Genomic DNA, 23830 nt, shown 5'->3' on the forward strand with positions numbered 1-23830 from the left:
CGTGCGGCTGCCAGGTGCCGCCCTGCGGCGGAACCCCGGACGACGGGCGGCCGCGACCCTTGCGGCGGCCGAGCAGCCGGCCCAGCCCGGAGCCGGTGTCCCGGCCGCCGAGCCGCGAGACGTCGTCCGTCTGCCGGGCGAACAACTCCGTGTCGATCACGCGCAGTTCCGCGCCGAACAGCGTCGACAGGGCCGGGCGCGGCCGGCCCGTCTGGAGCGCCACGACCTCCCGCAGCACCCCCGTCAGCTGCTCGGCCATCTCCGCGGCGGAGGCGAACCGGCGGGCCGGGTCCGGGTCGGTGGCCCGCACCAGCAGCCGGTAGAACGACTCGTAGGTGCGGAACACCTCGATGTTGTCCGGGTCCGGCAGCGAGTCCACGAAGACGTTCGTGTACCCCTGGAAGTCGAAGGTGAGGACCGCCAGCGTCCGGGCCACCGTGTACAGATCGGAGGCGACCGACGGACCGACCTCCGCGACCTCGGGCGCCTGGTAGCCCACCGTGCCGTAGATCGCCGACTCGTCGTCGTCCATCCGGCGCACCGCGCCCATGTCGATCAGCTTGAGCTGGTCCTCGGTCTGGATCGCGTTGTCGACCTTGAAGTCGCAGTAGAGGAGGTTGCGGCTGTGCAGATGACCGAGCGCCTCCAGCGCCTCGATCCCGTACGCGCAGGCCTGCTCGACCGGCAGCGGGTCACGCTTCCCGGCCGGGGTGCGGCGCTCGTTGGCGATCTCCTTGAGCGCCTTGCCGCCGACGTACTCCATCACGATGTAGCCGTCGAGCGAGCCGGTCCGCTGGTCCAGGTGCTCGACGAAGTTGTAGATCCGCACGATGTTGGAGTGCTCGATCTCGGCGAGGAAGCGGCGCTCGGAGATCGCGGCGGCCATCGCGTCCTGGTCGCCGGTGTCCAGCAGGCCCTTGAGAACCACCCAGCGGTCCGACACCGCCCGGTCCACCGCGAGATACACCCAGCCGAGCCCGCCGTGTGCCAGACAGCCCACCACCTCGTACTGGCCGTGCACGATGTCGCCGCCGGTCAGCTTCGGCACGAAGGAGTACGGGTGGCCGCACTTGGTGCAGAACCCCTCGGTGCGGCCCGCCCGCTCACCGCGCGAACGGCCCACCGGCGCCCCGCAGTCCGAACGGGAGCAGAACCGCTTGCGCTCGGGCACCTCCGGGTTCTCCATCACGGCCGTGCGCGGGTCGGGCCGCGGCACGTCCGGGACCTCCACCAGGCCGACGCCGAGCCGGCCCCGGGCCGAGGTCGCCGACGTCGAGCCCGAGGAACGCACCGAGACCGAACGCGAGGTGGACGCCCCGGACAGCGAGCGCGACAGCCGGCCGGAGACCGAACGGCGCGAGGTCGACGAACGGGACGAGGACCGGGCGGAGGCACGGGAGCCCGAGCGCTGCGAGGAGCTGTCCCGGCTGCTCGCCCGGCCGCCCCCGGCGATCCCGGTGGGCGGCGAGGAGACCATGCCCGTCGGCGAGACGACCGGCGCCAGACCGCAGGTGTCGCAGTACAGCTCACCGCCGCCCATGTCCTCGTAGTTCCCCTCGCACGCGGGGCGCTGGCACTGCGTACTCATCGTGTCTCCCCCTGCTGTTCGCCGCCGCCCGCGCCCGGCCGGTCCTGCGGTCCGTCCGGCCGGCGGGGCGTCAGCATGTCCGCGACCGCGTGCTGGTAGCGCAGGACGGCCTGCTCGGCGACGCGCAGATCGCACGGCGCGCTCCACAGCATCCGGCGCGCCGCGTCGTACCGCTCGATCAGCACCGGATCCTCCGCCAGACCGTGCCGGGCCACCTTCGCCTTGTACGCGTCGAGCCGGCCGCGCAGCTCCGCGCGGACCGCCAGCGGGGCCGTCACCGAGGTCAGCGACTCGCGGGCGCGCAGCAGTTCGTCCTCGGCTTCCTGCTCCAGCGACTCCAGCAGCGGTGAGAGCCGGTGCCACTGGGCGTGCCTGCGGTGGTCGGAGGCGGCCGCCAGACGCTCCTGGAGGGCGGTCGGCGGCCCGCTGACCGCGGGCACCTCGGAGGCGGCGATCTTCGCCAGCACCTCGCCGCGCGCCGCCCGGGCCTCCGTCAGGGTGCGGTCGGCCCGCGAGAGCACGTCCCGCAGCCGCACCAGCCGGGCCTCCGCGTCCTGCCGGACCGCGAGCACGGCCTCGATCTCCCGCCGTACGTCCTCCAGGGCGCGGGCGGCCCGGTCGTAGCGCGAGGTGTCGGGGCGGCCGCCGCCGGGCGCGGCGCTGCCCGGACCCGGTAGCCAGAACGCCAGCGGGTCGGAGATCACCTGCACCCGCAGCGTGGTCAGCTCCTCGGTGATCTCCGCCAGATCGTCCCCGGCCGGATGCTCACCGGGCCGCACCCCCACGGAGTGCGCCAGCGAACGCGTCCGGTGCAGCTCGGCCGCGAGCAGGTCGATCCGGGCGGGCAGCGCCGACCAGACGGAGTCGGAGGCGACGACCATGTCCAGGGACCTGGCGTACAGCTCGTTCATCCGGGCGACCAGCTCCTGGAGCGAGAACCGCTCGGAGAGCCTCGCCGGACCCGCGACCGAAGGCGGCGGCACGGCGGTCGGGTTGGCGACGGTGACGGCCTCGCCGCGCAGCAGGTCGGTCAGCGCGGCGAGGTCCTCCCGGTTCGGATGGCGGCGCCGCGCACGGATCTCCCGGGCCTCCGACAGGGCCCCCGCGTACGCGTCGAAGTACTCCCACAGCAGGGTGATCGACTGCTCGGTCGTGGCCCAGCGCTCCCGGGTGACACCGGTCAGCTCGGCGCCCTCCAGGAGCCGGCGGCCGGCATGGTCCTGGAGCGCGAGGAGCGAGGTCTCGATGGCCTCGTGCTCCGCACCGAGCCGGGCCAGCGCACGGTCCGCCTCCTCCCGGTCCATGACCGGGCCGGGGGGCCTCCCCGCGAAGCTGGGGAAGGATCCCGCGACGCCCATCGATCACCTCTCCGCTCTCCCCGCCGGGCCGGTGGGCCCGGCGGGATCGGTTGCTTCGGTCTGCTCCGGTCCGCTGCGACCGGTGCGTACTGCGGTGCGCCGGGTCAGTCGGTGCGGTACTTGGGCGCGGGCGGCCCCTTGATGCCGGGCAGCCCGGCCGCCAGCCACTCCTGGTAGGACGTCATCCAGGGGCTGTTCGCGCCGCCGGCGCGGTAGTCCACGAGGACCTTGTTCACCCGGGCCACCAGGTCGTTCGCGCCCTTCTTCGTCGCGACGCCGTAGTACTCCGTGGTGAACGGGGCCTTCCCCTTGAGCTCCACCGCCGGGTCCTGCGCCGCCTGACCGGCCGCCAGGGCGTTGTCCGTGACGACCGCGTCGACCTCGCCGAGCTGGAGCCGCACCAGGCAGTCCAGCTGGTTGGGCACGGTCAGCAGGTCCGGGTCGCGCTCGGTGCCGTCGAAGTCGTCCTTGTAGAGCGCGCCGAAGGACTTCTTCTCCAGCGCCTCGTACGCCGTGGAGCCCTCGGCCGAGCAGACCCGCTTGCCCTTCAGCGAGGAGTCGTAGCCGGTGATCGCCGACTCCTTCGGGGCGAGCACCTGCTGTCCGGCCTGGAAGTAGGCGGTGGAGAAGGAGACCTGCTCCAGCCGCTTGCAGTTGATCGTCATCGTCCGCACGACGACGTCGACCCGGTCGTTCTCCAGGGCGGCGATGCGCTGGTTGGTGGGGATCGCACGGAAGATCACCGCGTTCGGGTCGCCCAGGATGTCCTTGGCGATGGCCCGCACCAGGTCGATGTCGAACCCTTCGAGCTCACGGCTCTCCGGATTGCGGTAGCCCCAGCGGAAGCTGTTCTGGTCGACGCCCGCGATCAGCTTGCCGCGCTGCTTGATCGTGTCGATGTTCGGCCCGTCGTCGCCCGACGGGGGCAGGCTCGCCTCCGGCTCGGTGCACTCCTCGGCCCGCGTCTGGACAGCCGTCACCGCCCCGCCGCCCGAGGTGTCGCCCCCGGCCGCCCCGTCGCCGTGGCGGGCCAGCGGCAGCAGGGTGAGCGCGGCGGTGACCGCGCAGGCCGCCGCCATCCCCGTCACGCCGCCCCAGCCGCGCAGGCCGCCGCGCCCGGGCCGGTCCTTCGACCTGCTCATCGCTGCCCCTCTCACCGGTACTCCGAGAGCCTGCGGTTGACCCCGACGATCACGGCGGCCGCCCCCAGGACCGCCAGCGCCGCGGCCCCGGTCGGCAGGCCCCGCAGGGCCCCGCGCCCGTCCTTCGCCGCCGAGGTGAACTCGCTCTGCTCATGGGCGAGCGCCTTCTCCAGCGCGGCGTCCACCTGCTGGAAGGACTGCCCGGTGGACTTGTCGGTCCCGATGATCTGCTCCAGTGCGCCGTCGTAGTCGCCCTGGTCGTCCGTGGCACGGGCCTCGCGGTGGCGGACCTGCCACTCGGCCACGCCCTCGGTCGCGTCGGCCACCGGCGCGGTCCCGCGCTCGTCGTCCGCCAGCCCCTCGGCCTTCTCCAACTGGCCCTTCAACGCCTTCATCCCCGTGGCGTAGTCCGCCTCGTACTGGTCGGCGGAGCCGTCGGGGGTCAGCACCGCGCCGCGCGCCACCAGGGTGAGGTTCTCGTTGGCGCGTGCCTTCAGGGAGCTGATCCGGGCGTCGTTGAGCACATCCAGGGACGCCTGGCCGTGCACCATCGCCGACCGCAGCTCCGCCCGGGCCACCGCGTGCCCCACGGCCATCCAGAGCACCACCACCGAGGCGGCGGCCGTCGCCGCCAACAGCCCGTGGTTCAGCACCCGGTTCGTCCGGCGGTAGGTGCGCCGCTGCATCCACGCCAGGGCGCCGAGCACCAAAATCCCCGCGCCGAGCGACAGGAGCGGCCACTGCCGGGCGTCGGCGGAGTCGCTCTCCAGCCGGCCCGACTCCGCCGCGTACAGCCGCTCGGCGGCCGGCAGCATCTCGCCGGTCATCTTCTGGTTCGCGTACCGCAGATAGGCGCCGCCCAGCGGCAGGCCCTGGCGGTTGTTGGCGCGGGCGCGCTCGATCAGGCCCGTGTAGACCGGGAGCAGCTTGTTGAGGGTGGCTATCTCACGGCTGGACGCGCTGCCGGAGTCGGTGCTGCCCGACGCCTTCACCAGCAGCCGGGCCGCCTCCTCGATGTCCTTCCGATACTGCTCGCGCACCGCCTCGGGCTCCTGCGCGCCCGCGAGGAACCCACTGGCCGCCGTCGTGTCCGCGTCCGCCAGGAAGCGGTAGATGTCCGCCGCGTCGGCGCTGAGCGGCTGACTGCGGCTGACCACGTCGTCGGCCGCGGAGGCGCGCGAGGAGATCTCCAGCGTGGTCACCGCGCCGAACGCCACGACCAGCAGGGCCAGGACGGCCCCGATGATCTGGAGCCGGCCGGGCTCGGTCGTCGCCACGGCGCGCAGCCGCCCGGTCTGCGCGGCCCACGTGGTGCGGCGCTGTGCGGGCACGCCGACGGGCGCGGACACCGGGTCCGGCGTGCGCGACGTCTGCGTGCCGCCGCTCGGCGGGTGTGTCACTCGACCTCCCCCTCGGTCACTGACGGCGGGTCCCCTCACCGGTCACCGCATTCGATCAGGACGGACGCGGCCGATCAAGGCAAGCGGTGCAACGTGCCCGTATACATCCCCATAAGCGAACGGACTTGAGCGAACGGACTTCCCATCAGGTACACGTTCCGGAAGCCCGATCGGTTCCCTCAGGCCCCTCGCACGCCAGCCGTTCACCCGTACGAGGAACGAACGAGAAGCGTCCCCCCACACGAATCGCGCGGGGGGACGCTCCCTGACGTACGGCGAACCGCGAAGGCGCTCAGGCGTACTGCGCGCGCAGCCTCCGAAGGGCCTCCGGCGCCGCGCCCGTACGGTCCAGGCCCAGCAGCGCCGCGCCCAGCACCGGCGGCTCCGACACGACGCGCACCGAGGCCTTCGGGGCGCGGGCGGCGAGGAGTTCGGCGATCCGGTCGTTCAGCTGCGGATGGCGCGCGGCCAGCACACTGCCGCCCAGCAGCACCGGAACCTCCTCCTCCAGCAGGCCGAGCCGGTCCAGCGCGACCGAGGCCATCGCCACCACCTCCTCGGCCTGCCGCTCCACCAGCGCGAGGGCCACCGGGTCGCCGCCCGCGGCCGTGGCGAACAGCACCGGCGTCAGCTCGTGCCGCCGCTCCAGCGGGATGCCGCCCCGGTGCAGCGCCTCGATCAGCCCGTACATCGAGTCGAGCCCGAAGTGCGCTGGCAGCGCACGGGCCAGCTCGGACGGCTCACCGCGCCCGTCCTCGGCGCGCGCGGCGAACCACAGCGCCTCCTCCGCGAGCCCCGAACCGCCGCCCCAGTCACCGGATATCCGCCCGATCGCGGGGAAGCGGGCGGTCCGCCCGTCCGGCGTCATGCCCACGCAGTTGATCCCGGCCCCGCACACCACCGCGACCCCCCGCGGCTCGTCCACCCCGGCGCGCAGTATCGCGAAGGTGTCGTTGCGCACCTCCACCGATGAGCCCCACCCCCGGGTCTCCAGCGCGGTGGCCAACTCGGCCTCCTCGACCGGCAGATCGGCGTTGGCCAGACACGCGGAGACATGACCGGAGAGGACGGGCGGAACCGGCAGCTCCGCGACGGCCCGCTCCAGGACGGCGGCCAGCACGTCGATCGCGGCCTCCACCCCGACCACGGGCGGCTGGAAGCCGCCGCCGCGCGCCGTGGACAGCACCGTGCCGTCTTCGCCGATCAGTGCCACGTCGGTCTTGCTGTTGCCCGCGTCGATGGCGACGACCGACACGTTCACGCCCACGCGAGGTGCTCCCGGTTGTGTGCGATCAGCCGGTCGGTGAGGCCCTCGGCGTAGTCGAACTGGCCGATCAGCGGGTGGGCCAGCAGCGCCTTGAAGACCCGGTCCCGGCCGCCGCGCAGCGCGGCTTCCAGGGCGAGGTCCTCGTACGCCGTCACATTCGCGATCAGACCGGCGTACAGCGGGTCCAGGGCCGGGACGGCCAGCGGGGCCGCGCCGTCGTGCCCGACCCGGGCCTGGACCTCGATCACCGCGTCGTCCGGGAGGAACGGCAGCGTCCCGTTGTTGTACGTGTTGACCACCTGGACCGGCGAGCCGCCGTCGCCCAGCAGGGAGGCCGCCAGGTCCACGGCGGCCTCGGAGTAGAACGCGCCGCCGCGCTTGGCGAGCAGCTCGGGCTTCTCGTCCAGCGTCGGATCGCCGTACATCGCGAGCAGTTCCTTCTCCATCGCCGCGACCTCGGCGGCCCGGGACGGCTTGGTGCCGAGCTCCCTGACCACCTCGTCGTGGGCGTAGAAGTAGCGCAGGTAGTAGGAGGGGACGACCCCGAGCCGGTCCACGATCCGCCGGTCCATGTGGAGGTCGTCGGCGATGGTGTCGCCGTGCTCGGCGAGCAGCTTGGGCAGGACGTTCTCGCCGTCCGGGCCGCCCAGGCGTACGCCCAGCTCCCAGGTCAGGTGGTTGAGCCCGACGTGGTCGAGGTGCACCTCGGAAGGGTTCACGTCCAGCAGCCGGGCGAACTTCCGCTGGAAGCCGATCGCCACGTTGCACAGGCCGACGGCCTTGTGCCCGGCCTGGAGCAGGGCCCGGGTGACGATGCCGACCGGGTTGGTGAAGTCGATGATCCAGGCGTCCGGGTTGGCGCGGCGGACCCGCTCGGCGATGTCCAGGACGACCGGCACGGTGCGCAGCGCCTTGGCGAGGCCGCCGGCGCCGGTGGTCTCCTGGCCGATGCAGCCGCACTCCAGCGGCCAGGTCTCGTCCTGGTTGCGCGCGGCCTGTCCGCCGACGCGCAGCTGGAGCAGGACCGCGTCGGCGTCGGCGACGCCCGCGTCCAGGTCGGTGGTGGTCGTGATCTTCCCGGCGTGGTCCTGCTTGGCGAAGATCCGCCGGGCGAGACCTCCGACCAGGTCCAGGCGGTCGGCCGCCGGATCGACGAGCACCAGCTCCTCGATCGGCAGCGTGTCCCGCAACCGGGCGAATCCGTCGATCAGTTCAGGGGTGTAGGTGGACCCGCCACCCACTACTGCGAGCTTCATGTCAGCCCTTTACTCCGGTCAGTGTGACGCCCTCGACGAATGCCTTCTGGGCAAAGAAGAAGACGGCTATCACGGGGGCCATGACCAGAACGGTCGCGGCCATGGTCAGGTTCCAGTCGGTGTGGTGTGCGCCCTTGAATGATTCGAGGCCGTAACTGAGCGTCCAGGCGGCCGGGTTCTCGGAAGCGTAGATCTGTGGTCCGAAGTAGTCGTTCCAGGCGGCGAAGAACTGGAAGAGGGCGATGGCCGCGATGCCCGGCTTGGCCATCGGCAGGACGACCTTCATCAGCGTACGGAACTCACCGCAGCCGTCGACCTTCGCGGCGTCCAGGTATTCGTTCGGGATGGTCAGCAGGAACTGCCGCAGCAGGAAGATGGAGAACGCGTCGCCGAAAGCCATCGGGATGATCAGCGGCCACAGGGTGCCGGACAGGTCCAGCTGCTTCGCCCAGAACAGGTACATCGGGATGATCACGACCTGCGGCGGCAGCATCATCATCGAGATGACGAGCATCAGCGAGAGCCTGCGGCCCCGGAAGCGGAACTTCGCCAGGGCGTACGCCACCGGGACGGACGACACCACGGTCAGGACGGTGCCGACGCCCGCGTACAGCAGGGTGTTGCGCCACCAGGTCAGAAAGCCCGGGGTGTTGAAGACCCGCTCGTAGTTGCCCCACTCCCAGGTGTTCGGGGTGAGGTCGCGGGTCAGCGCCTGCTGGTCGCTCATCAGCGAGGTCAGGACCACGAAGACGAACGGCAGCACGAAGAAGAGCGCGGCGGCGATGCCGAGCGAGTGCACGGCGATCCAGTGCAGCAGCTCCTTGCGGCGGGCGGTGCGCGCGGCGGGCGTGCGCGGGGCGGTCGCCGGGGAGGGTGCGTCGGTCTTGTCGAGGAGCTGGGTCATGGCTCAGTCACCGGCCTGGATCAGGTTGTTGCGGCCCCGCATCAGCAGCGCGGTGAAGGCCATGGCCAGGGCGAACAGGACGAGGGCGACGACACAGGCGGCGCCGTAGTCGAAGCGCTGGAAGCCCAGGTTGTAGACGAGCTGCGGGAGCGTCAGTGTCGACTTGTCGGGATAGCCGGGTTCGAAGGACTGGCCGGAGCCGCCGATGATCCCGGAGGCGACCTTTCCGGCGACGAGTGGCTGGGTGTAGTACTGCATCGCCTGGATGACGCCCGTCACCACGGCGAACAGCACGATCGGCGAGATGTTCGGCAGGGTCACGAAGCGGAACTTCTGCCAGGAGGACGCGCCGTCCAGCTCGGCCGCCTCGTACTGCTCGGTCGGCACGTCCAGCAGCGAGGCCATGAAGATGACCATCAGGTCGCCGATGCCCCAGATCGCGAGCATGGTGAGCGCGGGCTTGGACCAGGTGGCGTCGTTGAACCAGCCCGGCGTCGGCAGCCCCAGGTCGCCGAGGATCGCGTTGACGGGCCCGGTGCCGGGGTTGAGGAGGAAGACGAAGGCGAGCGTCGCGGCGACCGGCGGGGCCAGATAGGGCAGGTAGAACAGGGTCCGGAAGACCCCGGTGCCCGTCTTGATCTTCGTGATCAGCATCCCGACGCCGAGCCCGAAGACGACCCGGCAGGTGACCATCACGAGCACCAGCCACAGCGTGTTCCGCAGCGACGGCCAGAACATCGGGTAGTCGGTGAAGATGTACGTCCAGTTCGTCAGCCCGTTGAAGGCCGGCGCCCCGAAACCGTCGTACCGGGTGAAGGAGAAGTAGACGGTCGAGATCATCGGGTAGACGAAGAAGACCGAGAACCCGATCAGCCACGGCGACATGAAGGCCGCCGTGCGCAGCCCCGATCTGCGGCGCTTCGCGCGGAGTGTGTGCGTCGTCATCGGAGGCTACTTGGCCTTGGCGATGTCGGTGTCGATCTGCCGGGCGGTCTTCTCCAGACCGGCCTGGAGGTCCTTCACCGCGCCCTTCTCGTACTGGTAGCCGAAGTCCTGGATCGTCTGCTGGTACGTCGATCCGTTGACGGCCCCGTCGGGGGTGTTGGACTTCGGGTGCTGGGCGATGTCCAGGAAGGTCTTGAACCGCGGGTCGAACTTCAGGTCGGGGGACTTCAGCGCCTCGAAGGTGGAGGGCACGTTGCGGATGCCGTTGGCGAAGTCGACGACCGCCTTCGTGTCACTGGTCATGAACTTGACCAGCTCCCATGCGGCGTTCTGCTTCTTGCTGGCCGGGGCGATGCCCACGATGGTGCCGGAGAGGAAGCCCTTGCCGTAGCTGTCGGCCTCGTCGTCGGCGACGGGCATCGGCGCGACGCCGATCTCGAAGTCGGCTCCGGCGTCCTCCGCCATGCCGAGCCGCCACTCGCCGTCCAGCTGCATGGCGACCTGACCGGTGTGGAAGGGGTGTTTGGCGCCCCACTCGTCACCGAAGGTGCCGCGGTACTTCTCCAGCTTGTCGTAGCCGCCGAGCTGCTCGACGAGCTTCTTCTGGTACGTGAACATCTCCGCGAACGCCGGGTCCTTGGCGATGTTGGACTTGCCGTTCTCGTCGAAGTACGTGTGGTCCCACGAGGACAGGTAGTGGTCGGCGACGGTCTCGTAGCCGTGGAAGGTCGGCATGAAGCCGAGCTGCTCGTAGCCGTCGCCCTTCTCCACCGTCAGCTTCTTCGCGACACTCGCCAGTTCGGACATCGTCTTCGGCGGCGCGGTGATCCCGGCCTTCTCGAAGGCGTCCTTGTTGTAGTAGAGGCCGTAGGCGTCGGTGAGCAGCGGAAGGGCGCAGCGCTTGCCCTCGAACTGGGTGTAGTCGAGGAGGACCTTCGGGAAGGTCTTCTCCAGGTCGAGCTTCGACTTCTCGATGAACGGCTTCAGGTCCGCGAAGGCGCCGGACGAGCAGAACTTGCCGACATTGGCGGTGGTGAACGAGGAGACCACGTCGGGCCCGTTCGAACCGCCCGCGCGCAGCGCCTGGTTGAGCTTGTCGTCGTTGATGCTGCCGGAGATCTTCACCGTGATGTTCGGGTGGGCCTTCTCGAACCGGTCGATGTTGTCCTTGACCGCCTTCACCTCGGCGGGCGAGCTCCAGCCGTGCCAGAAGTTGATCGTGGTCTTCGCCTTCGGGTCGTCGGAGGCGCCGGCCTCGGACTGGCCGGTACACGCGGTGGCGAGCACCGATATCGCGGCGACGGCGACAGCGGTGGCGGTGAGACGGCTTGTGCGCATGACGAAACTCCCAGGGGCGGGGAAGAGGCAGACGGCAGGGACCGGGGGGGGAGGGGCGGTTCAGCGCGAGGTGTCGAACACTTCGTCGCGGGTGTCGGCGAGCGCCCTCTCCAGGGCGCCGCGCAGAACGGGTTCACGGTCGATCTCGCCGACCACCAGCCGCGGCCGGGAGGCGGCGAGCTCGGCCAGCTCGGACTGGATCAGGGAGCGCAGGATCTCGCCGCCGGCGACGACCGCCTCGCCGGAGAGCACGATCAGCCCGGGGTCCAGGACGGCGGTGACGGAGGCGAGCCCGGTGGCGAGCCGCTGGGCGTACTGGCGCAGCAGCTCGGTGAGCGCCTCGTCCCGCTCGTACGCGTCGACCGCCCGCGTCAGCAGTTCGGCGGCGACCTTCGCGTACGGCTGCTGCGGGGTGTCGATGCCCAGCGCCTTCGCGAGCCGGGGCACCGCCTGGGCGCCCGCCAGCTCCTGGAAGCCGCCGCTGTTGGCCCTGACCACCTGGCGTACGAGGGGGGTGCCCGGCACCGGCAGGAAACCGACCTCGCCCGCGCCGCCGGTGAAGCCGCGGTGCAGCCGGCCGTTGATGACGAGGGCGGCGCCGAGGCCCTCCTCGTTCCACAGCAGCACGAAGTCCTCGTGGCCGCGGGCCGCGCCGAGGCGCTGCTCGGCGACGGCGACCAGGTTGACGTCGTTCTCGTACTCCACCGGCATCGGGAGGAACGCGGCCAGCTCGTCCAGCAGGGTGGGGGAGTGCCAGCCGGGCAGATGCGAGGCGTACCGCAGCCGCCCGGTGCCCGGGTCGAAGGCGCCCGGGGTGCCGATGACGATCCGGTGGACGTCGGCGCGGGTCAGCCCGGCCTCCTTCACCGCCCCGTCCAGCGCGTCGGCGACCTGGCGCACCACGCTGTCGGCGCGCCGGCCCGGGGTCGCCAGCTCGAACCGCCCGACGGTCCGCCCGGTCACGTCCGCGACGGCGGCGACGATGCGCTGCCCGTTCACATCGAGCCCGGCCACATGGGCGGCCCGCGCGTTCACCGTGTAGAGCTGCGCGTTGGGCCCGGGGCGCCCCTCGCTGGTCCCGGTGGCGACGACGAGTCCGGCCGCCTCCAGCCGGGCCAGCAGCTGGGACGCGGTGGGCTTGGAGAGCCCGGTCAGCTTCCCGATCCGGGTCCGGGAGAGCGGCCCGTGCTCCAGCAGCAGATCGAGGGCGGCCCGGTCGTTCATGGCCCGCAGCACCCGCGGGGTGCCCGGTGTGCCGGGTGGGCCGGGAGTGGTTCCCGCCATCGTGGATGCACCGCCCTCTGTCAGGAACTCACGTTCGTGACTCTGTTAGGAAAGTTTCCTATTCGGTTGAGAGGACGGTAGGGCGCAGGTCACCGGGGCGTCAATGGGTGCCCCCCGTCCGGCAATCAAAGCGTTACCTGACACGACGACGCCCCCGGCCGCCGTCCTGGGGGCCAGGGGGCGGGCGGGGGCGTCGGAAAGCGAAGGGGCCTACTTGTTCAGGTTCGTGGGCGGCGGTATCGGCGTCGCCGCCAGCGACTGCGGGGAGGTCGCCGAGGCGTACGCCGAGGGGGCCGCCATCGCGGCCGTCGGGTCCGCCGTGGACTCGCCCTCCGTCTGGAGCGGGATCGCGCCGATCATGCGGATGCCCGCGTCGTCCAGCGCCTGCTTGATGCGCCAGCGCAGCTCGCGCTCCACGCCCACCGACTTGCCCGGCATCGTCTTCGCGGTGACCCGGACCGTCATCGAGTCCAGCAGGACCGCGTCCAGGCCGAGCACCTCCACCGGGCCCCACAGCCGCTCCGACCAGGGCTCTTCCTTCGTCAGAGTCTCCGCGGCGGTGCCGATCGCCTCGCGGACGTGCTCCAGGTTCTCCGTGGGGCGCACGGTGACGTCGACCCCGGCCGTGGACCAGCCCTGGCTGAGGTTGCCGATCCGCTTCACCTCGCCGTTGCGGACGTACCAGATCTCGCCGTTGTCGCCGCGCAGCTTGGTGACGCGCAGCCCCACCTCGATGACCTCGCCGGAGGCGACCCCGGCGTCGATGGTGTCCCCGACCCCGTACTGGTCCTCCAGGATCATGAAGACGCCGGAGAGGAAGTCCGTGACCAGGTTGCGGGCGCCGAAACCGAGCGCCACACCCGCGACACCGGCGGAGGCGAGCAGGGGCGCCAGGTTGATCTTGAAGGCGCCCAGGACCATCAGGGCGGCCGTGCCCATGATCACGAACGAGGCCACCGAGCGCAGCACCGAGCCGATCGCCTCCGAGCGCTGGCGTCTGCGCTCGGCGTTCACCAGCAGCCCGCCCAGCGCGGTGCCTTCCACCGCCTGGGCGCTGCGGTTCATCCGCTCGATCAGGTTGGTCAGGGCGCGCCGGATCAGATAACGCAGCGTGATCGCGACCGCCACGATCAGCAGGATCCGCAACCCGGTGCTGAGCCAGGTGGACCAGTTCTCCTCGACCCAGCCCGCGGCGTTCCCGGCGTGTTCGGCGGCTTCGTCCAGCGAGCCGCCCGGCTCGGGAGACGGGGCTGCGGCCAAGAGGGCGGACAGGGACACGAGAGGGACCTCCACGGGGACGACGGCTGGTCAACAACAGTAACGAAGCCGGGGGAGTGGATCGTTGCCGTCGAGCGAGGAGAGACAGGTCTCACCGGGAACACCTCCGCTGTGGCCGATCGCACAGCGCGGACGGCCCCCAGGTGAAACACCTGTTCGGCACCGCCGGGCGGTACGCGGAGCCCGGAGTGAGATAAATCCTCCCGGCCCGTTACCCGTACGTGGTGGCGCTTCGACCAGGCATGAGGAGAGACTGAGATCGGATCGTCCCGGCGCGAGCCACGCGCCGCCGGCGTACAAGGAGGCATCCACCGTGCCGCACGTCCTGGTTCTCAACGCGTCGTACGAGCCGCTCGGCGTCGTACCGCTCCGCCGCGCGCTCGTCCTCGTCCTGGAAAACAAGGCCATCTGCCTGGAGGAGTCCGGCTCCTTCCTGCACAGTGCCACCCGTGCCGTGCCCGCACCCAGTGTGGTCCGGCTCAAGCGCTTCGTCCGGGTCCCCTACCGGGGGCCCGTTCCCCTGACGAGGCGGGCGCTGTTCGCCCGGGACGGCGGGCGCTGCATGTACTGCGGGGCCGCCGCGACCAGCGTCGACCACGTCATCCCGCGCAGCCGGGGCGGGCAGCACGCCTGGGACAACGTGGTGGCGGCCTGTCGCCGCTGCAACCACGTCAAGGCCGACCGCCATCTGCCCGAGCTCGGCTGGCGGCTGCGCCATCAGCCCGCCCCGCCGACCGGCCTGGCCTGGCGGATCATCGGGACCGGACACCGCGACCCGCGCTGGCTGCCGTATCTGCAACCGTTCGGCGCGGACGACGTGATGGCCCGGATCGACGGCGTGTCCGTCTGAGACCGGGCCCCGCTCGTACGGGGCCGGGCCGTCGTGCCCGTACCGCCGTACGGGTCAGTCGTCCGCGACCGCGTACGCCTCCACCGACCAGAGCGAATAGCCGTACTCCGTCGCCCGGCTCTCGCCCTGCACCCGGATGAACCGGGCGTCCTTCTCGTCCATCCGGACCGACTCGCGCCCGCCCCGGCCCTCCGCCACGGTCGCGGCGGTGCGCCAGGTGCGGCCGTCGGCGGAGACCTGTATGCGGTAGCGGGAGGCGTACGCGTCCTGCCAGCTCAGCACCACCTGGCCCAGGCGCACCGGCTTCGGCAGCTCGGTCTGCCACCAGGCCCCGTCCTCCACCGGCGAGGACCACCGGGTCTCCGGATCGCCGTCGGAGGCCGCCGCCGCCGGGAAGTCCGGGGTCTCGTCGCCGGACGAGGAGGCCTTCGCCGTACGCGCCAGATCCGGGCCGCCGGTACGCGGGAAGGCCCGCACGGTCAGCGTGGACTCCTGGCCGCCGAAGGTCAGCGGCACCTCGTACTCGCCCGCCGGGGTGTCCGCCGGGACGGTGATGTCCACGGGCACCTCCGTACGGGAGCCGCGCGGCACGGTCGTCTGCTTGGGGACGCGCACCTCGATGCCCTCCGGGGCCTTCGCGGTGAGCTTGCCCTTCACCTCGACCGGACGCCGCCCGGCCAGCCGCGCCGCGACCCGCTGCGGCTCGCCGCCGATCTCCGCGTCCGTCTCGCCGTGCGTCAGGTCGAGCGTGGCGGCGGGTTCGTCGCCGAACCACGGCACCAGGGCGCGCACCTGCGGGGCCGACGTCACGATGGCGGGGGCGGGAGGCAGGGTGGGGCTCAGATACGAGGGCGGGGCACTCCGGGCGGCCTCCGGCACGGTGACCCGTACGGCGTCCGCCCGCAGCCCCTTCGCGGCGGTCTGGGTGAAGCCGCTCGGCGAGAGCCGCCCGAGAGCCCGCCAGCCCTCGCCGGGCACATGGGCCTCCACGACCGCGTCGGCGAGGGCGGTGCCGGGCTCGGCGAGCGCCGTGACGGCCTCCACCGGACGGGGCCGGTCCAGCCGGACCGTATGGCTGTGGGCGTCCTTCGTGACCTTGCCCGAGGCGCGGTCGGTGCCGTTCCACCCGGCGGACACCTTCGCCGCCTTGTCCAGGAACGGGTCCAGCACACCCTTGCCGACCGTGGCCCGGCTCGCCCTGATCTCCTCGCGCAGCGGCTCCAAGGCCAGCTCGGCGCGCCAGGCGGCGGCGCCGTCCCCGGCGGCCTGGGCCTGGAGCAGATCGACCACGAGCTCACCGGCCCGGCCGTAGCGGGCCAGCTGCTCGGTCCAGGGCCGCACCTCGTCCGTCAGCCGGCCGTCGGCGGGGGTCTTCAGCCGTTCGGGGGCCGCGCGCATCACGGAGAACGCCGCGCGCAGGTCGGCCGCCGCCCGGTCGCGGCGGGAGGCGTCGGCGCGGGTGTTCCAGAAGGCATCGAACAGGGGCTGGAGGTAGGCGGACTCCTCCGCGCCGAGCACCGAGCCCGCGCTGTTCCCGGCCAGCGCCAGCAGCGCGTCGCGGGCCCCCGCGTCCCCGCCCGCCAGATCGTCGATCGCCGCCCGCCAGGACGCGCCGGGGTCGTACCCCTTCGGGTTCCAGGCGAAGTCGGCGGCGGTGAACAGCGGGATCCGGGAGGCGGACGGCTGTTCCATCGCATTGGCCAGCAGCGCCGCGGAACCGCTCGCCACCGCCGGGTCCCGGCCGGTGTACGGGCCGAGGAAGATGCGGTCCTGGGCGTAGTCGTTGACCGGGTAGTTGTCCATCGTCACCAGCGGGTGGCGGAACGCGGCGCGGGCCCCGGCCAGTTCACCGCCGGTGATCTTCTTCGGCACCACCCCGACACCGGTCCAGGCCACCTGCACCCGGTCGTCCAGCTCGGCCGCCAGCGCGGTGCGGTAGTCCGTGGCCCCGTCCTGGTAGAACTCCGTCGGCAGTACGGACAGCGGGGCCGCGTCCGGGTGCCGTTCCTCCAGATGCCGGGCGAGCGCGCCCGCGACCCGGGCCTGGGCGCGGGCCGCCGCCTTCGGGCCGTCGCCGAAGGTCTCCGCGTCCAGGTCGCAGTGCCACTCGCTGTAGCTGACGTCCTGGAACTGGAGCTGGAAGACCCGGATGCCCAGCGCCCACATGGCGTCGATCTTCTTCGTCAGCGCCCGGACGTCCTGGTCCGAGGCCATGCACATCGCCTGACCGGGCGAGAGCGCCCAGCCGAGCGTGACGTGCTCGGCGTGCGCCCGCTCGGCCAGCGCCCGGAAGTCGGCCCGCTTGTCGGCCGGGTACGGCTCACGCCAGCGCGCCAGCCGGAAGGGGTCGTCGCCCGCCGCGTAGAGATAGCGGTTCTGCTTGGTGCGGCCCATGAAGGAGATCTGGGCGAGCCGCTCCTCGCGGGTCCACGGCTGTCCGTAGAAGCCTTCGGCCATGCCGCGTACGGCGGTTCCCGGCCAGTCCCGCACGGTCACCCCGGCCACCGATCCGCCGGTGATCAGTTGCCGCAGGGTTTGGACGGCGTGGAAGAGGCCGTCCCCGCCGAGCCCGTCCAGCGCGACGGTGGCGCGTCCGGCGACCCGGCCCACCGCGATCCGGTAGCCGCCCGAGGGCAGATCGGCCCGGTCGGGAGCGCGCAGCGCCCGCAGCGCCTCACCGGCCCCCGTGCCGCCGACGTGGACCACGGGCCCGCCGCCGGGCAGGCTCTCGTGCAGCGTCGTGACGCCCGCTCCGCGCAGCAGCGAGCGGGCCTGCTCGACGGCGTACGGGTCGGAGCCCGGGGCGGCGACGAGCGTGGCCTCGGAGCCCAGCTCCACGGCGGGGCCGGTGGTCCTCAGGCTCTGCGGCCGGGGCCACACGGACGGCGGGCGCGCGCTGTCGGCGCGGTCGGCCTTGCCCGCGACGGGCCTGCCGGGATCGGTGGGGGCGGCCGTCGCGGCCGGAGCGACGGAGACGGATCCGATGAGTCCGCCGATCACGGCGGCGGCCACGGCCGTCGCCTGCCTTCTGCGCCCGATCCGCACGTCGCACTTCCCTTCCGTACGTACCCACTGCCGGCACTGTGGAACGCCGTGCCGACCGCCTCGGCCCGCAGGCGATGGACCCCGGCGGGGTCCGAGCCCACCACCCGCGCGCAAGGGTGTCAATGCGCGTGGCCGTTGTGCCGCATTTGCCGGGAATAGCGGCACCTTCGGGCCCTGTGGGGCTGGTGTGGCGGCCGGGAGTGGCCGAAAACGCCCCATAGGTGGCAGTCGGGGGAACCGGATGTGACCCAGAGCACGTTGGGCTCGTTGTCATAACGCCTGCATCACGTCCACGTCTGCCGGGGCGAGGCCTGGGTAGGCCTGCTGTGTCCTGTTCTCCATGGCCAGGAGGCCACCATGCCCGCTGCCGCGCAGCTTCTGCTCTCCGCCCTTTCCAAACAGGTCCCCGCCCAGCCCGACTCCGCGCCGCTGACCAGCGAACTTCCCCTTGCCGATGTCGCCCACCTGATCAGCGGTCCGCCGCTCGCCGATGTGTCCCTCCTGCTCGGTGAATCCTCGTTCGCCGATTCCGCGCCGCTGACCAGCGAGCCTCCGCTCGCCGATGCCACCCCTCTCACGAGCGAGCCTCCGCTCGCCGCCGTCGCCCCTCTGACCAGCGAGCCGACCGCACCCGGCACCGCAGGGGGCTTGGAGTTCCCAGGAGTCTGAATGGGCTTGTCCCGGCTCGCCGCACTGCACGGTGTCGCCACCTCCTACTCCCCGTCGCCGGATGTCACGGTGTCCGTCCCCGACGACACGGTCATCGCCGTGCTCGCCGCGCTGGGCGTCGACGCCGGCACTCCGGCGGACGTACGGAAGTGCCTCGTCGCCGCGGAGTCCCGCTCGCGCCTGCTGCCGCCGACCGTGGTGGTCTGGTCCGGCGAGCCCCTGCCGCCCGCCCTGGCCGGGCTGCCCCCCGGCTCGACCGTCACGGTCGAGCCGGAGTCGGCCGAGGCCCTGGGACACCTCCCGGGCCGCCCGCCCGCCCCGCTGAGCATGCGGGCCCGGGCGGCGGCCCCCGCCGCGCCGGTGGCACCCCCGAGAGGCGGTGCGTCCGCCTCCGCCGCACCCCTGGTGCCCCCGGGCGCCTCCGCTTCGCCCGTGACGCCTCCGGCGGGCGACCGGGCCGCCGACGCCCCGGCGGCCGTGCCCGCCTGGTGGATTCCGCCGCCCCACGGCGTCCACCGCATCCACGTCCGGACGCCGGACCACCGCCGGGCCACGGCCACCCTCATCGCCGCCCCGGCCCGCGTCCCGCAGCCGCCCGAGCGGTCGCACGGCTTCCTGGTCCAGCTCTACTCCCTGCTCTCCGCCCGCTCCTGGGGCATGGGCGACCTCGGCGACCTGGCGGACCTCGCCGGCTGGGCCGGGCGCACCCTCGGCTCCGGGTTCGTCCAGGTCAACCCGCTGCACGCGGCCGTGCCCGGACGCCCCACCGACCCCTCCCCGTACCGCCCCTCCTCGCGCCGCTTCCCCGACCCGGTGCACCTGCACGTCGAGTCGATCCCCGAATACGGCCACGTCCGCGACCGGGCCACCCTCGACGACCTCCGGCAGGACGCCGCCGCCCTCAGCGAGGCCGTGCTGAACAAAGGCGCGCTGATCGACCGGGACGCCGTCTGGGAGCTGAAGCGCCAGGCCCTGGAGCTGGTCGTCGAGGTGCCCCTCACGCCCGGCCGCCGTGCCGCCTACTGCGACTTCCTGGCCGAGCAGGGCCAGGCGCTGGAGGACCACGCCCTGTGGTGCGCGCTCGCCGAGGTGCACGGCCCCGACTGGCACACCTGGCCCGAGGCCCTGCGCGACCCCCGCTCCGCGGGAACCGCCCGCGCCCGGTCCGAGCTGCTGGACCGGGTCGACTTCCACTGCCGCCTCGCCTGGCTGACCGCCGACCAGCTCGCCGCCGCCCAGCGCTCCGCCGAGGACGCCGGGATGGGCATCGGGATCGTCCACGACCTCGCCGTCGGCGTGCATCCGGCCGGCGCCGACACCTGGGCCCAGCAGGACGCCTTCGCCCACAGCATGTCCGTCGGCGCGCCCCCCGACGCCTTCAACGCGCGCGGCCAGGACTGGGGCCTGCCGCCCTGGCGCCCCGACGTCCTCGCCGCGACCGGTTACGCCGCCTTCCGCGGCCTGCTCCGCGGGCTGCTGGCCCGGGCCGGAGCCCTGCGCATCGACCACGTCATGGGCCTGTTCAGGCTCTGGTGGGTGCCCGAGGGCCGCCCGCCCACCGACGGCACCTATGTCACCTACGACGCCGAGGCGATGCTCGCCGTCCTCGCCCTGGAGGCCCACCGGGCCCGGACCGTCGTCGTCGGCGAGGACCTCGGCACCGTCGAGCCCGGCGTCCGCGAGGCGCTGGCCCGGCGCGGCGTGCTCGGCACCTCGGTGCTCTGGTTCGAGCGCGACTGGGACGGCGACGGCCGGCCGCTCGCCCCGGAGAAGTGGCGCCGGGACTGCCTGGCCACCGCCACCACCCACGATCTGCCCTCCACCGCCGCCCGGCTGACCGGCGATCATGTGACGCTGCGCCACCGCCTCGGCCTGCTCACCCGCTCCCTGGAGGAGGAGCTGACCGAGGACGCCGCCGACACCGCCGAGTGGCTGGCCCTCCTCGCCCGGCTGCGGATGCTCCCCGAGGGCGACGGCGACGAGGAGGCCGCCGTCCGGGCCGTCCACCGCTTCCTGCTCCGCACCCCGGCCCGGATGACCGGCGTCTGGCTCCCCGACACCGTCGGCGACCGCCGCCCGCAGAATCTCCCCGGCACCTGGGACCAGTACCCCAACTGGCGCCTCCCGATCGCCGACGCCGAGGGCCATCCGGTCACCCTGGAGGAGATCGCCGCCTCGCCCCGGCTGCACGCGCTGATGGACGTCCTGCGGCCCCGAAAGCCCCGTACGGCACCCCCGGGCGAGCGCCGTCCCTAGGCGTTCGCTACGTTGGCACCGTGGACAAGAAGAACGCTATGCGCGCCGGCGTCGTTGCGGCCGGGACGACGCTGATGATGCTGCTCATGTCGGCCCCGGCACTCGCGCTCACGCCCGACGACGGTGACGACCCGGCTCCGCGCCTGAGCGCGATCGAGACCATCGGTCTCTACGTCGTCGCGCCCATCGCCCTGTTCGTGGTGATCACGGGCCTGGTCATGGTCCTGGACAAGTCCAAGAAGCAGGTCTGACCCACCCCCGTACGACATGCGTGACGGGTGCGCCGCCGGTACGAGCTACCGCGCGGCGCATCCGTATGTCCGGGCCCGGACGTGCGCGGGGTGAGGGCCGGGCCGGTAGGTTGCGCCCATGACCGAGTGGGACGTCAAGAAGCTCCGCATCCTGCGCACCCTGCGCGACCGGGGCACCGTGACGGCGACCGCCGAAGCGCTCCTGATGACCCCCTCCGCGGTCTCCCAGCAGCTCACCAACCTGGCCAAGCAGCTCGGGGTGGACCTCCTGGAGGCCCAGGGCCGCCGGGTCCGCCTCACCGACGCCGCCCACCTCGTCCTGCGCCACGCCGAGGCGGTCTTCGCCCAGCTGGAGCGCGCCGAGGCCGAACTGACCGGCTATCTGCGCGGCGAGGCCGGCGAGGTCAGGGTCGCCGCGTTCTCCACCGCCGTGCCCGCCCTCGTCGTACCCGCCGTCCGGCTGCTGCGCGCCGAGGACCGCCCGGGGCCCGACGTACGCGTACGGGAGGCTGAGGCCGCCCAGGCGTACGAGCTGCTCACCGCGGGCGAGGTGGACCTGGCCCTGTCGCTGGCCGCCCACGCGCCCACCGCCCGCGACCCCCGCTTCAGCCTCTTCCCGCTGCTCGCCGACCCGCTGGACGTGGCGCTGCCCGCCGATCACCCGCTGGCCGCCGCGCCCGCCCTGCGCCTCGCCGACCTGGCCGCCGACCGCTGGATCTTCGGCGGCTCGGGGCCCTGGTCGGAGATCACCACCGCCGCCTGCGAGGCGGCCGGCTTCGTTCCCGAGCAGGCCCACAGCGCCGCCGGCTGGACCGCGATCCTCGCCCTGGTCGAGGCGGGCATGGGCGTCGCGCTGGTGCCCCGGATGGCCGCCCGGGAGCGCCGTGAGGGCGTGGTGATGCGGGTGCTGGCGGCGGACCGGCCACGCCGCCATGTGGTGGCGGCGGTCCGGCACGGGGCGGAGAGCGGCCCGGCGGTGGCCCGCGTCCTCGCCGCGCTCACCGGCACCGCCCGATCGTTCAGCTGAACTGAACGATATCTGCGAAAACTTTCGATGGACCTGACGGGTTCGGTGGCGCGAAGGTAAGAGCCATGACCTTCGACGCGAGCGAGACCACATTCCAGGACACCGACACCGACCCCCATGCCAATGACGCCGCGCCCTACGGCGGCGGCGACCCGTACGCCGACTACCGAGAAGCCGGAGACCTCCCCTTCATCGAGCTGGTCGACCTCGCCGACCGCCGCCTCGGCGCGGGCGTGATAGCCGCCAACGACGAGTTCTTCGCCGAGCGCGAGAACCTGCTGATCCGTGAGCGCGCCGTCTTCGACCCCGAGCACTTCGGGCACAAGGGCAAGATCATGGACGGCTGGGAGACCCGCCGCCGCCGCGGCGCGGACGCCGGCCACCCCTTCCCGGCCCCCGAGGACCACGACTGGGCGATCGTCCGCCTCGGCGCGCCCGGCATCGTCCGCGGCCTGATCGTGGACACCGCCCACTTCCGCGGCAACTACCCGCAGCGCGTATCGGTGCAGGCCACCGCCGTCGAAGGCGCCCCGAGCCCCGAGGACCTGCTCGCCGACGACGTGAAGTGGGAGGAGATCCTTCCGCCCACCCCGGTGCGCGGCCACGCCGCGAACACCTTCGAGATCACCGGCGGCCGCCGCTACACCCACCTCCGCCTCTGCCAGCACCCCGACGGCGGCATCGCCCGCCTCCGTGTGCACGGCGAGGTCGTCCCGGACCCGGCCTGGCTCGCCGCGCTCGGCACGATCGACCTGATCTCGGTCCTCAACGGCGGTACGTACGAGGACGCCTCCGACCGCTTCTACTCCTCGCCCACCCAGATCATCCTGCCGGGCACCTCCCGCAAGATGGACGACGGCTGGGAGAACCGCCGCCGCCGGGTCCGCGACACCAACGACTGGGTCCGCTTCCGCCTCCCCGCCCAGGGCGCGGTCCGCGCGATCGAGATCGACACCGCCTACCTCAAGGGCAACTCCGCCGGCTGGATCGCCCTCCAGGGCCGCAACGGCGACACCGGCGAGTGGTTCGAGATCATCCCGCGCACCCGCCTGCAGCCCGACACCCCGCACCGCTTCGTGCTGCGCGCCCAGGCCGTCGTCACCCACGTCCGCCTCGACGCCTTCCCCGACGGCGGCGTCGCCCGGATGCGCCTGCACGGCAGCCTCACGGAGTCCGGCACCGCCGAACTGACCCGCCGCTACGAGGAGTCGGGCGCGTAACCCCGTAGGCCCGTCACACCTGCGGCACCCCATGCTCCGCCCGGCGGACGGCTGCGCTCCAGAGCCCGTCCGCCGGGCGGTTTCCAACCGGGCCGGGAGGCTCAGGCGGCGTACGCGGTCCAGCGCAGCGTCTTCGCCAGCACCCGCCAGGTGCCCCAGGCGAACACCCGGTTCACCGTGTTGCAGAACGCCGCGCCCGTGCAGTCGGTGGGCCGGTCCTGCCAGGCATGGACCGTCAGGGTGTGGAAGCCGAAGGTGCGCGAGAACGCGAAGCGGATGTGCATGCCCCGGCCCAGCTGGTGCCCCGGCAGCGTGTTGATCTGGAAGAAGTCGTTCCCGATGTACTCCACCTCGACCGGATTGCCGCCCAGCAGCTCGCAGCGCGCCCCCGCCCGGATCCGCCCCGCACAGCCGCCGCTGACCGGGAACAGCCAGAAGTGGTCGGTCAGCTGCCGCCGGACGTCGTCCGCCCCGGTGAACGGATGCAGCCCCAGGCCGTACCCGTACGTATAGAGGTCGTAGCAGCCCTCCGGACCGGCCCGGCAGTCCGGGCGGTCGGCCGCCGGCGCGGCGGGGCCCGCCAGCAGACCCGCGCACAGGGCCAGCGCGACCGGCACGGCGGCGAAGCCGGGCATCGACCCTCCCGTGGCCTGCGACCGAAGAATGCGACGACCCTTCGGACCGTAGGCCACGGGAGATCACATCGCGCGCGTACGGCCGCCGAACGCGCGACGGCGGCCGGAAGCCGGAGC

Annotated in this window: 19 protein-coding genes; 6 read left to right on the plus strand and 13 right to left on the minus strand. The window is 72.6% G+C overall.

Features of this window, described 5'->3' with window-relative positions:
* From G3I54_RS08560 to G3I54_RS08610, 11 genes are all read right to left on the minus strand, one after another.
* A partial coding sequence (locus G3I54_RS08560) for a serine/threonine protein kinase (RefSeq protein ID WP_239144297.1) occupies positions 1 to 1588 on the minus strand: 1588 nt, incomplete at its 3' end.
* A complete protein-coding gene (locus tag G3I54_RS08565; RefSeq protein ID WP_164612682.1) occupies positions 1585 to 2946 on the minus strand; it encodes a hypothetical protein in 1362 nt (453 codons plus the stop codon). The genes G3I54_RS08560 and G3I54_RS08565, both read right to left, overlap by 4 nt.
* Positions 2947 to 3050: 104 nt before the next feature.
* Positions 3051 to 4088: a glutamate ABC transporter substrate-binding protein gene (locus G3I54_RS08570; RefSeq protein ID WP_164612685.1), complete on the minus strand. Its 1038-nt coding sequence runs from the start codon at positions 4086 to 4088 to the stop codon at positions 3051 to 3053.
* An 11-nt stretch (positions 4089 to 4099) separates the two neighbouring features.
* Positions 4100 to 5488, minus strand: a complete 1389-nt coding sequence (locus G3I54_RS08575; RefSeq protein ID WP_164612688.1) for a hypothetical protein — start codon at positions 5486 to 5488, stop codon at positions 4100 to 4102.
* Between the two features lie 292 nt (positions 5489 to 5780).
* Positions 5781 to 6755: a BadF/BadG/BcrA/BcrD ATPase family protein gene (locus tag G3I54_RS08580; protein ID WP_164612690.1), complete on the minus strand. Its 975-nt coding sequence runs from the start codon at positions 6753 to 6755 to the stop codon at positions 5781 to 5783.
* Positions 6746 to 8011, minus strand: a complete 1266-nt coding sequence (locus G3I54_RS08585) for a 6-phospho-beta-glucosidase (RefSeq protein WP_164612693.1) — start codon at positions 8009 to 8011, stop codon at positions 6746 to 6748. The genes G3I54_RS08580 and G3I54_RS08585 overlap by 10 nt, the downstream gene beginning before the upstream one ends.
* Position 8012: 1 nt before the next feature.
* Positions 8013 to 8915 carry a carbohydrate ABC transporter permease gene (locus G3I54_RS08590; protein ID WP_164612695.1) on the minus strand — a complete coding sequence of 301 codons (903 nt, stop codon included), beginning with the start codon at positions 8913 to 8915 and terminating at the stop codon, positions 8013 to 8015.
* A 3-nt stretch (positions 8916 to 8918) separates the two neighbouring features.
* Positions 8919 to 9860: a sugar ABC transporter permease gene (locus G3I54_RS08595; protein ID WP_164612698.1), complete on the minus strand. Its 942-nt coding sequence runs from the start codon at positions 9858 to 9860 to the stop codon at positions 8919 to 8921.
* A gap of 6 nt (positions 9861 to 9866) precedes the next feature.
* Positions 9867 to 11198 carry an ABC transporter substrate-binding protein gene (locus G3I54_RS08600; RefSeq protein WP_164612701.1) on the minus strand — a complete coding sequence of 444 codons (1332 nt, stop codon included), beginning with the start codon at positions 11196 to 11198 and terminating at the stop codon, positions 9867 to 9869.
* A gap of 60 nt (positions 11199 to 11258) precedes the next feature.
* Positions 11259 to 12482 carry an ROK family transcriptional regulator gene (locus G3I54_RS08605; RefSeq protein ID WP_164612704.1) on the minus strand — a complete coding sequence of 408 codons (1224 nt, stop codon included), beginning with the start codon at positions 12480 to 12482 and terminating at the stop codon, positions 11259 to 11261.
* A 210-nt stretch (positions 12483 to 12692) separates the two neighbouring features.
* Complete coding sequence (locus G3I54_RS08610; RefSeq protein WP_164612707.1) at positions 12693 to 13760, minus strand: mechanosensitive ion channel family protein; 1068 nt, start codon at positions 13758 to 13760, stop codon at positions 12693 to 12695.
* A gap of 313 nt (positions 13761 to 14073) precedes the next feature.
* Between G3I54_RS08610 and G3I54_RS08615 the strand changes: the two genes are divergently transcribed.
* Positions 14074 to 14610: an HNH endonuclease gene (locus tag G3I54_RS08615; protein WP_164612709.1), complete on the plus strand. Its 537-nt coding sequence runs from the start codon at positions 14074 to 14076 to the stop codon at positions 14608 to 14610.
* A 54-nt stretch (positions 14611 to 14664) separates the two neighbouring features.
* Here the strand turns inward: G3I54_RS08615 and G3I54_RS08620 are convergent, their stop codons facing one another.
* Positions 14665 to 17655 carry a beta-N-acetylglucosaminidase domain-containing protein gene (locus tag G3I54_RS08620; protein ID WP_164612711.1) on the minus strand — a complete coding sequence of 997 codons (2991 nt, stop codon included), beginning with the start codon at positions 17653 to 17655 and terminating at the stop codon, positions 14665 to 14667.
* A gap of 357 nt (positions 17656 to 18012) precedes the next feature.
* On the opposite strand from G3I54_RS08620, the gene G3I54_RS08625 reads away from it, so the two are divergent.
* The 5 genes from G3I54_RS08625 to alc all read left to right on the plus strand — a co-directional run bounded on the left by G3I54_RS08625 (position 18013) and on the right by alc (position 23078).
* Complete coding sequence (locus G3I54_RS08625; protein ID WP_164612713.1) at positions 18013 to 18324, plus strand: hypothetical protein; 312 nt, start codon at positions 18013 to 18015, stop codon at positions 18322 to 18324.
* On the plus strand, positions 18325 to 20580 hold the full coding sequence (malQ, locus tag G3I54_RS08630; protein WP_164612715.1) for a 4-alpha-glucanotransferase: 2256 nt from the start codon (positions 18325 to 18327) through the stop codon (positions 20578 to 20580). It abuts the gene before it with no gap.
* A 38-nt stretch (positions 20581 to 20618) separates the two neighbouring features.
* Entirely contained in the window at positions 20619 to 20831 is a 213-nt protein-coding gene (locus G3I54_RS08635; RefSeq protein WP_030077684.1) for a hypothetical protein, read from the plus strand.
* A 118-nt stretch (positions 20832 to 20949) separates the two neighbouring features.
* Complete coding sequence (locus G3I54_RS08640) at positions 20950 to 21858, plus strand: LysR substrate-binding domain-containing protein (protein WP_164612718.1); 909 nt, start codon at positions 20950 to 20952, stop codon at positions 21856 to 21858.
* A 65-nt stretch (positions 21859 to 21923) separates the two neighbouring features.
* On the plus strand, positions 21924 to 23078 hold the full coding sequence (alc, locus tag G3I54_RS08645; protein WP_164612721.1) for an allantoicase: 1155 nt from the start codon (positions 21924 to 21926) through the stop codon (positions 23076 to 23078).
* 101 nt (positions 23079 to 23179) lie between these two features.
* On the opposite strand, the gene G3I54_RS08650 is transcribed toward alc, so the two are convergent.
* Positions 23180 to 23713: a hypothetical protein gene (locus G3I54_RS08650; RefSeq protein ID WP_164612723.1), complete on the minus strand. Its 534-nt coding sequence runs from the start codon at positions 23711 to 23713 to the stop codon at positions 23180 to 23182.
* Between the last annotated feature and the right edge of the window lie 117 nt (positions 23714 to 23830).

The organism is Streptomyces sp. SID14515 (assembly GCF_010548505.1).
In the GTDB taxonomy this organism is placed as follows: domain Bacteria; phylum Actinomycetota; class Actinomycetes; order Streptomycetales; family Streptomycetaceae; genus Streptomyces; species Streptomyces caviscabies.

Coding starts and splice junctions, on each gene's coding strand:
- G3I54_RS08565 (WP_164612682.1), bottom strand. CDS start 2,946: ATGGGCGTCGCGGGATCCTTCCCCAGCTTCGCGGGGAGGCCCCCCGGC.
- G3I54_RS08570 (WP_164612685.1), bottom strand. CDS start 4,088: ATGAGCAGGTCGAAGGACCGGCCCGGGCGCGGCGGCCTGCGCGGCTGG.
- G3I54_RS08585 (WP_164612693.1), bottom strand. CDS start 8,011: ATGAAGCTCGCAGTAGTGGGTGGCGGGTCCACCTACACCCCTGAACTG.
- G3I54_RS08590 (WP_164612695.1), bottom strand. CDS start 8,915: ATGACCCAGCTCCTCGACAAGACCGACGCACCCTCCCCGGCGACCGCC.
- G3I54_RS08595 (WP_164612698.1), bottom strand. CDS start 9,860: ATGACGACGCACACACTCCGCGCGAAGCGCCGCAGATCGGGGCTGCGC.
- G3I54_RS08600 (WP_164612701.1), bottom strand. CDS start 11,198: ATGCGCACAAGCCGTCTCACCGCCACCGCTGTCGCCGTCGCCGCGATA.
- G3I54_RS08605 (WP_164612704.1), bottom strand. CDS start 12,482: ATGGCGGGAACCACTCCCGGCCCACCCGGCACACCGGGCACCCCGCGG.
- G3I54_RS08625 (WP_164612713.1), top strand. CDS start 18,013: ATGCCCGCTGCCGCGCAGCTTCTGCTCTCCGCCCTTTCCAAACAGGTC.
- malQ (WP_164612715.1), top strand. CDS start 18,325: ATGGGCTTGTCCCGGCTCGCCGCACTGCACGGTGTCGCCACCTCCTAC.
- G3I54_RS08635 (WP_030077684.1), top strand. CDS start 20,619: ATGCGCGCCGGCGTCGTTGCGGCCGGGACGACGCTGATGATGCTGCTC.
- G3I54_RS08640 (WP_164612718.1), top strand. CDS start 20,950: ATGACCGAGTGGGACGTCAAGAAGCTCCGCATCCTGCGCACCCTGCGC.
- alc (WP_164612721.1), top strand. CDS start 21,924: ATGACCTTCGACGCGAGCGAGACCACATTCCAGGACACCGACACCGAC.
- G3I54_RS08650 (WP_164612723.1), bottom strand. CDS start 23,713: ATGCCCGGCTTCGCCGCCGTGCCGGTCGCGCTGGCCCTGTGCGCGGGT.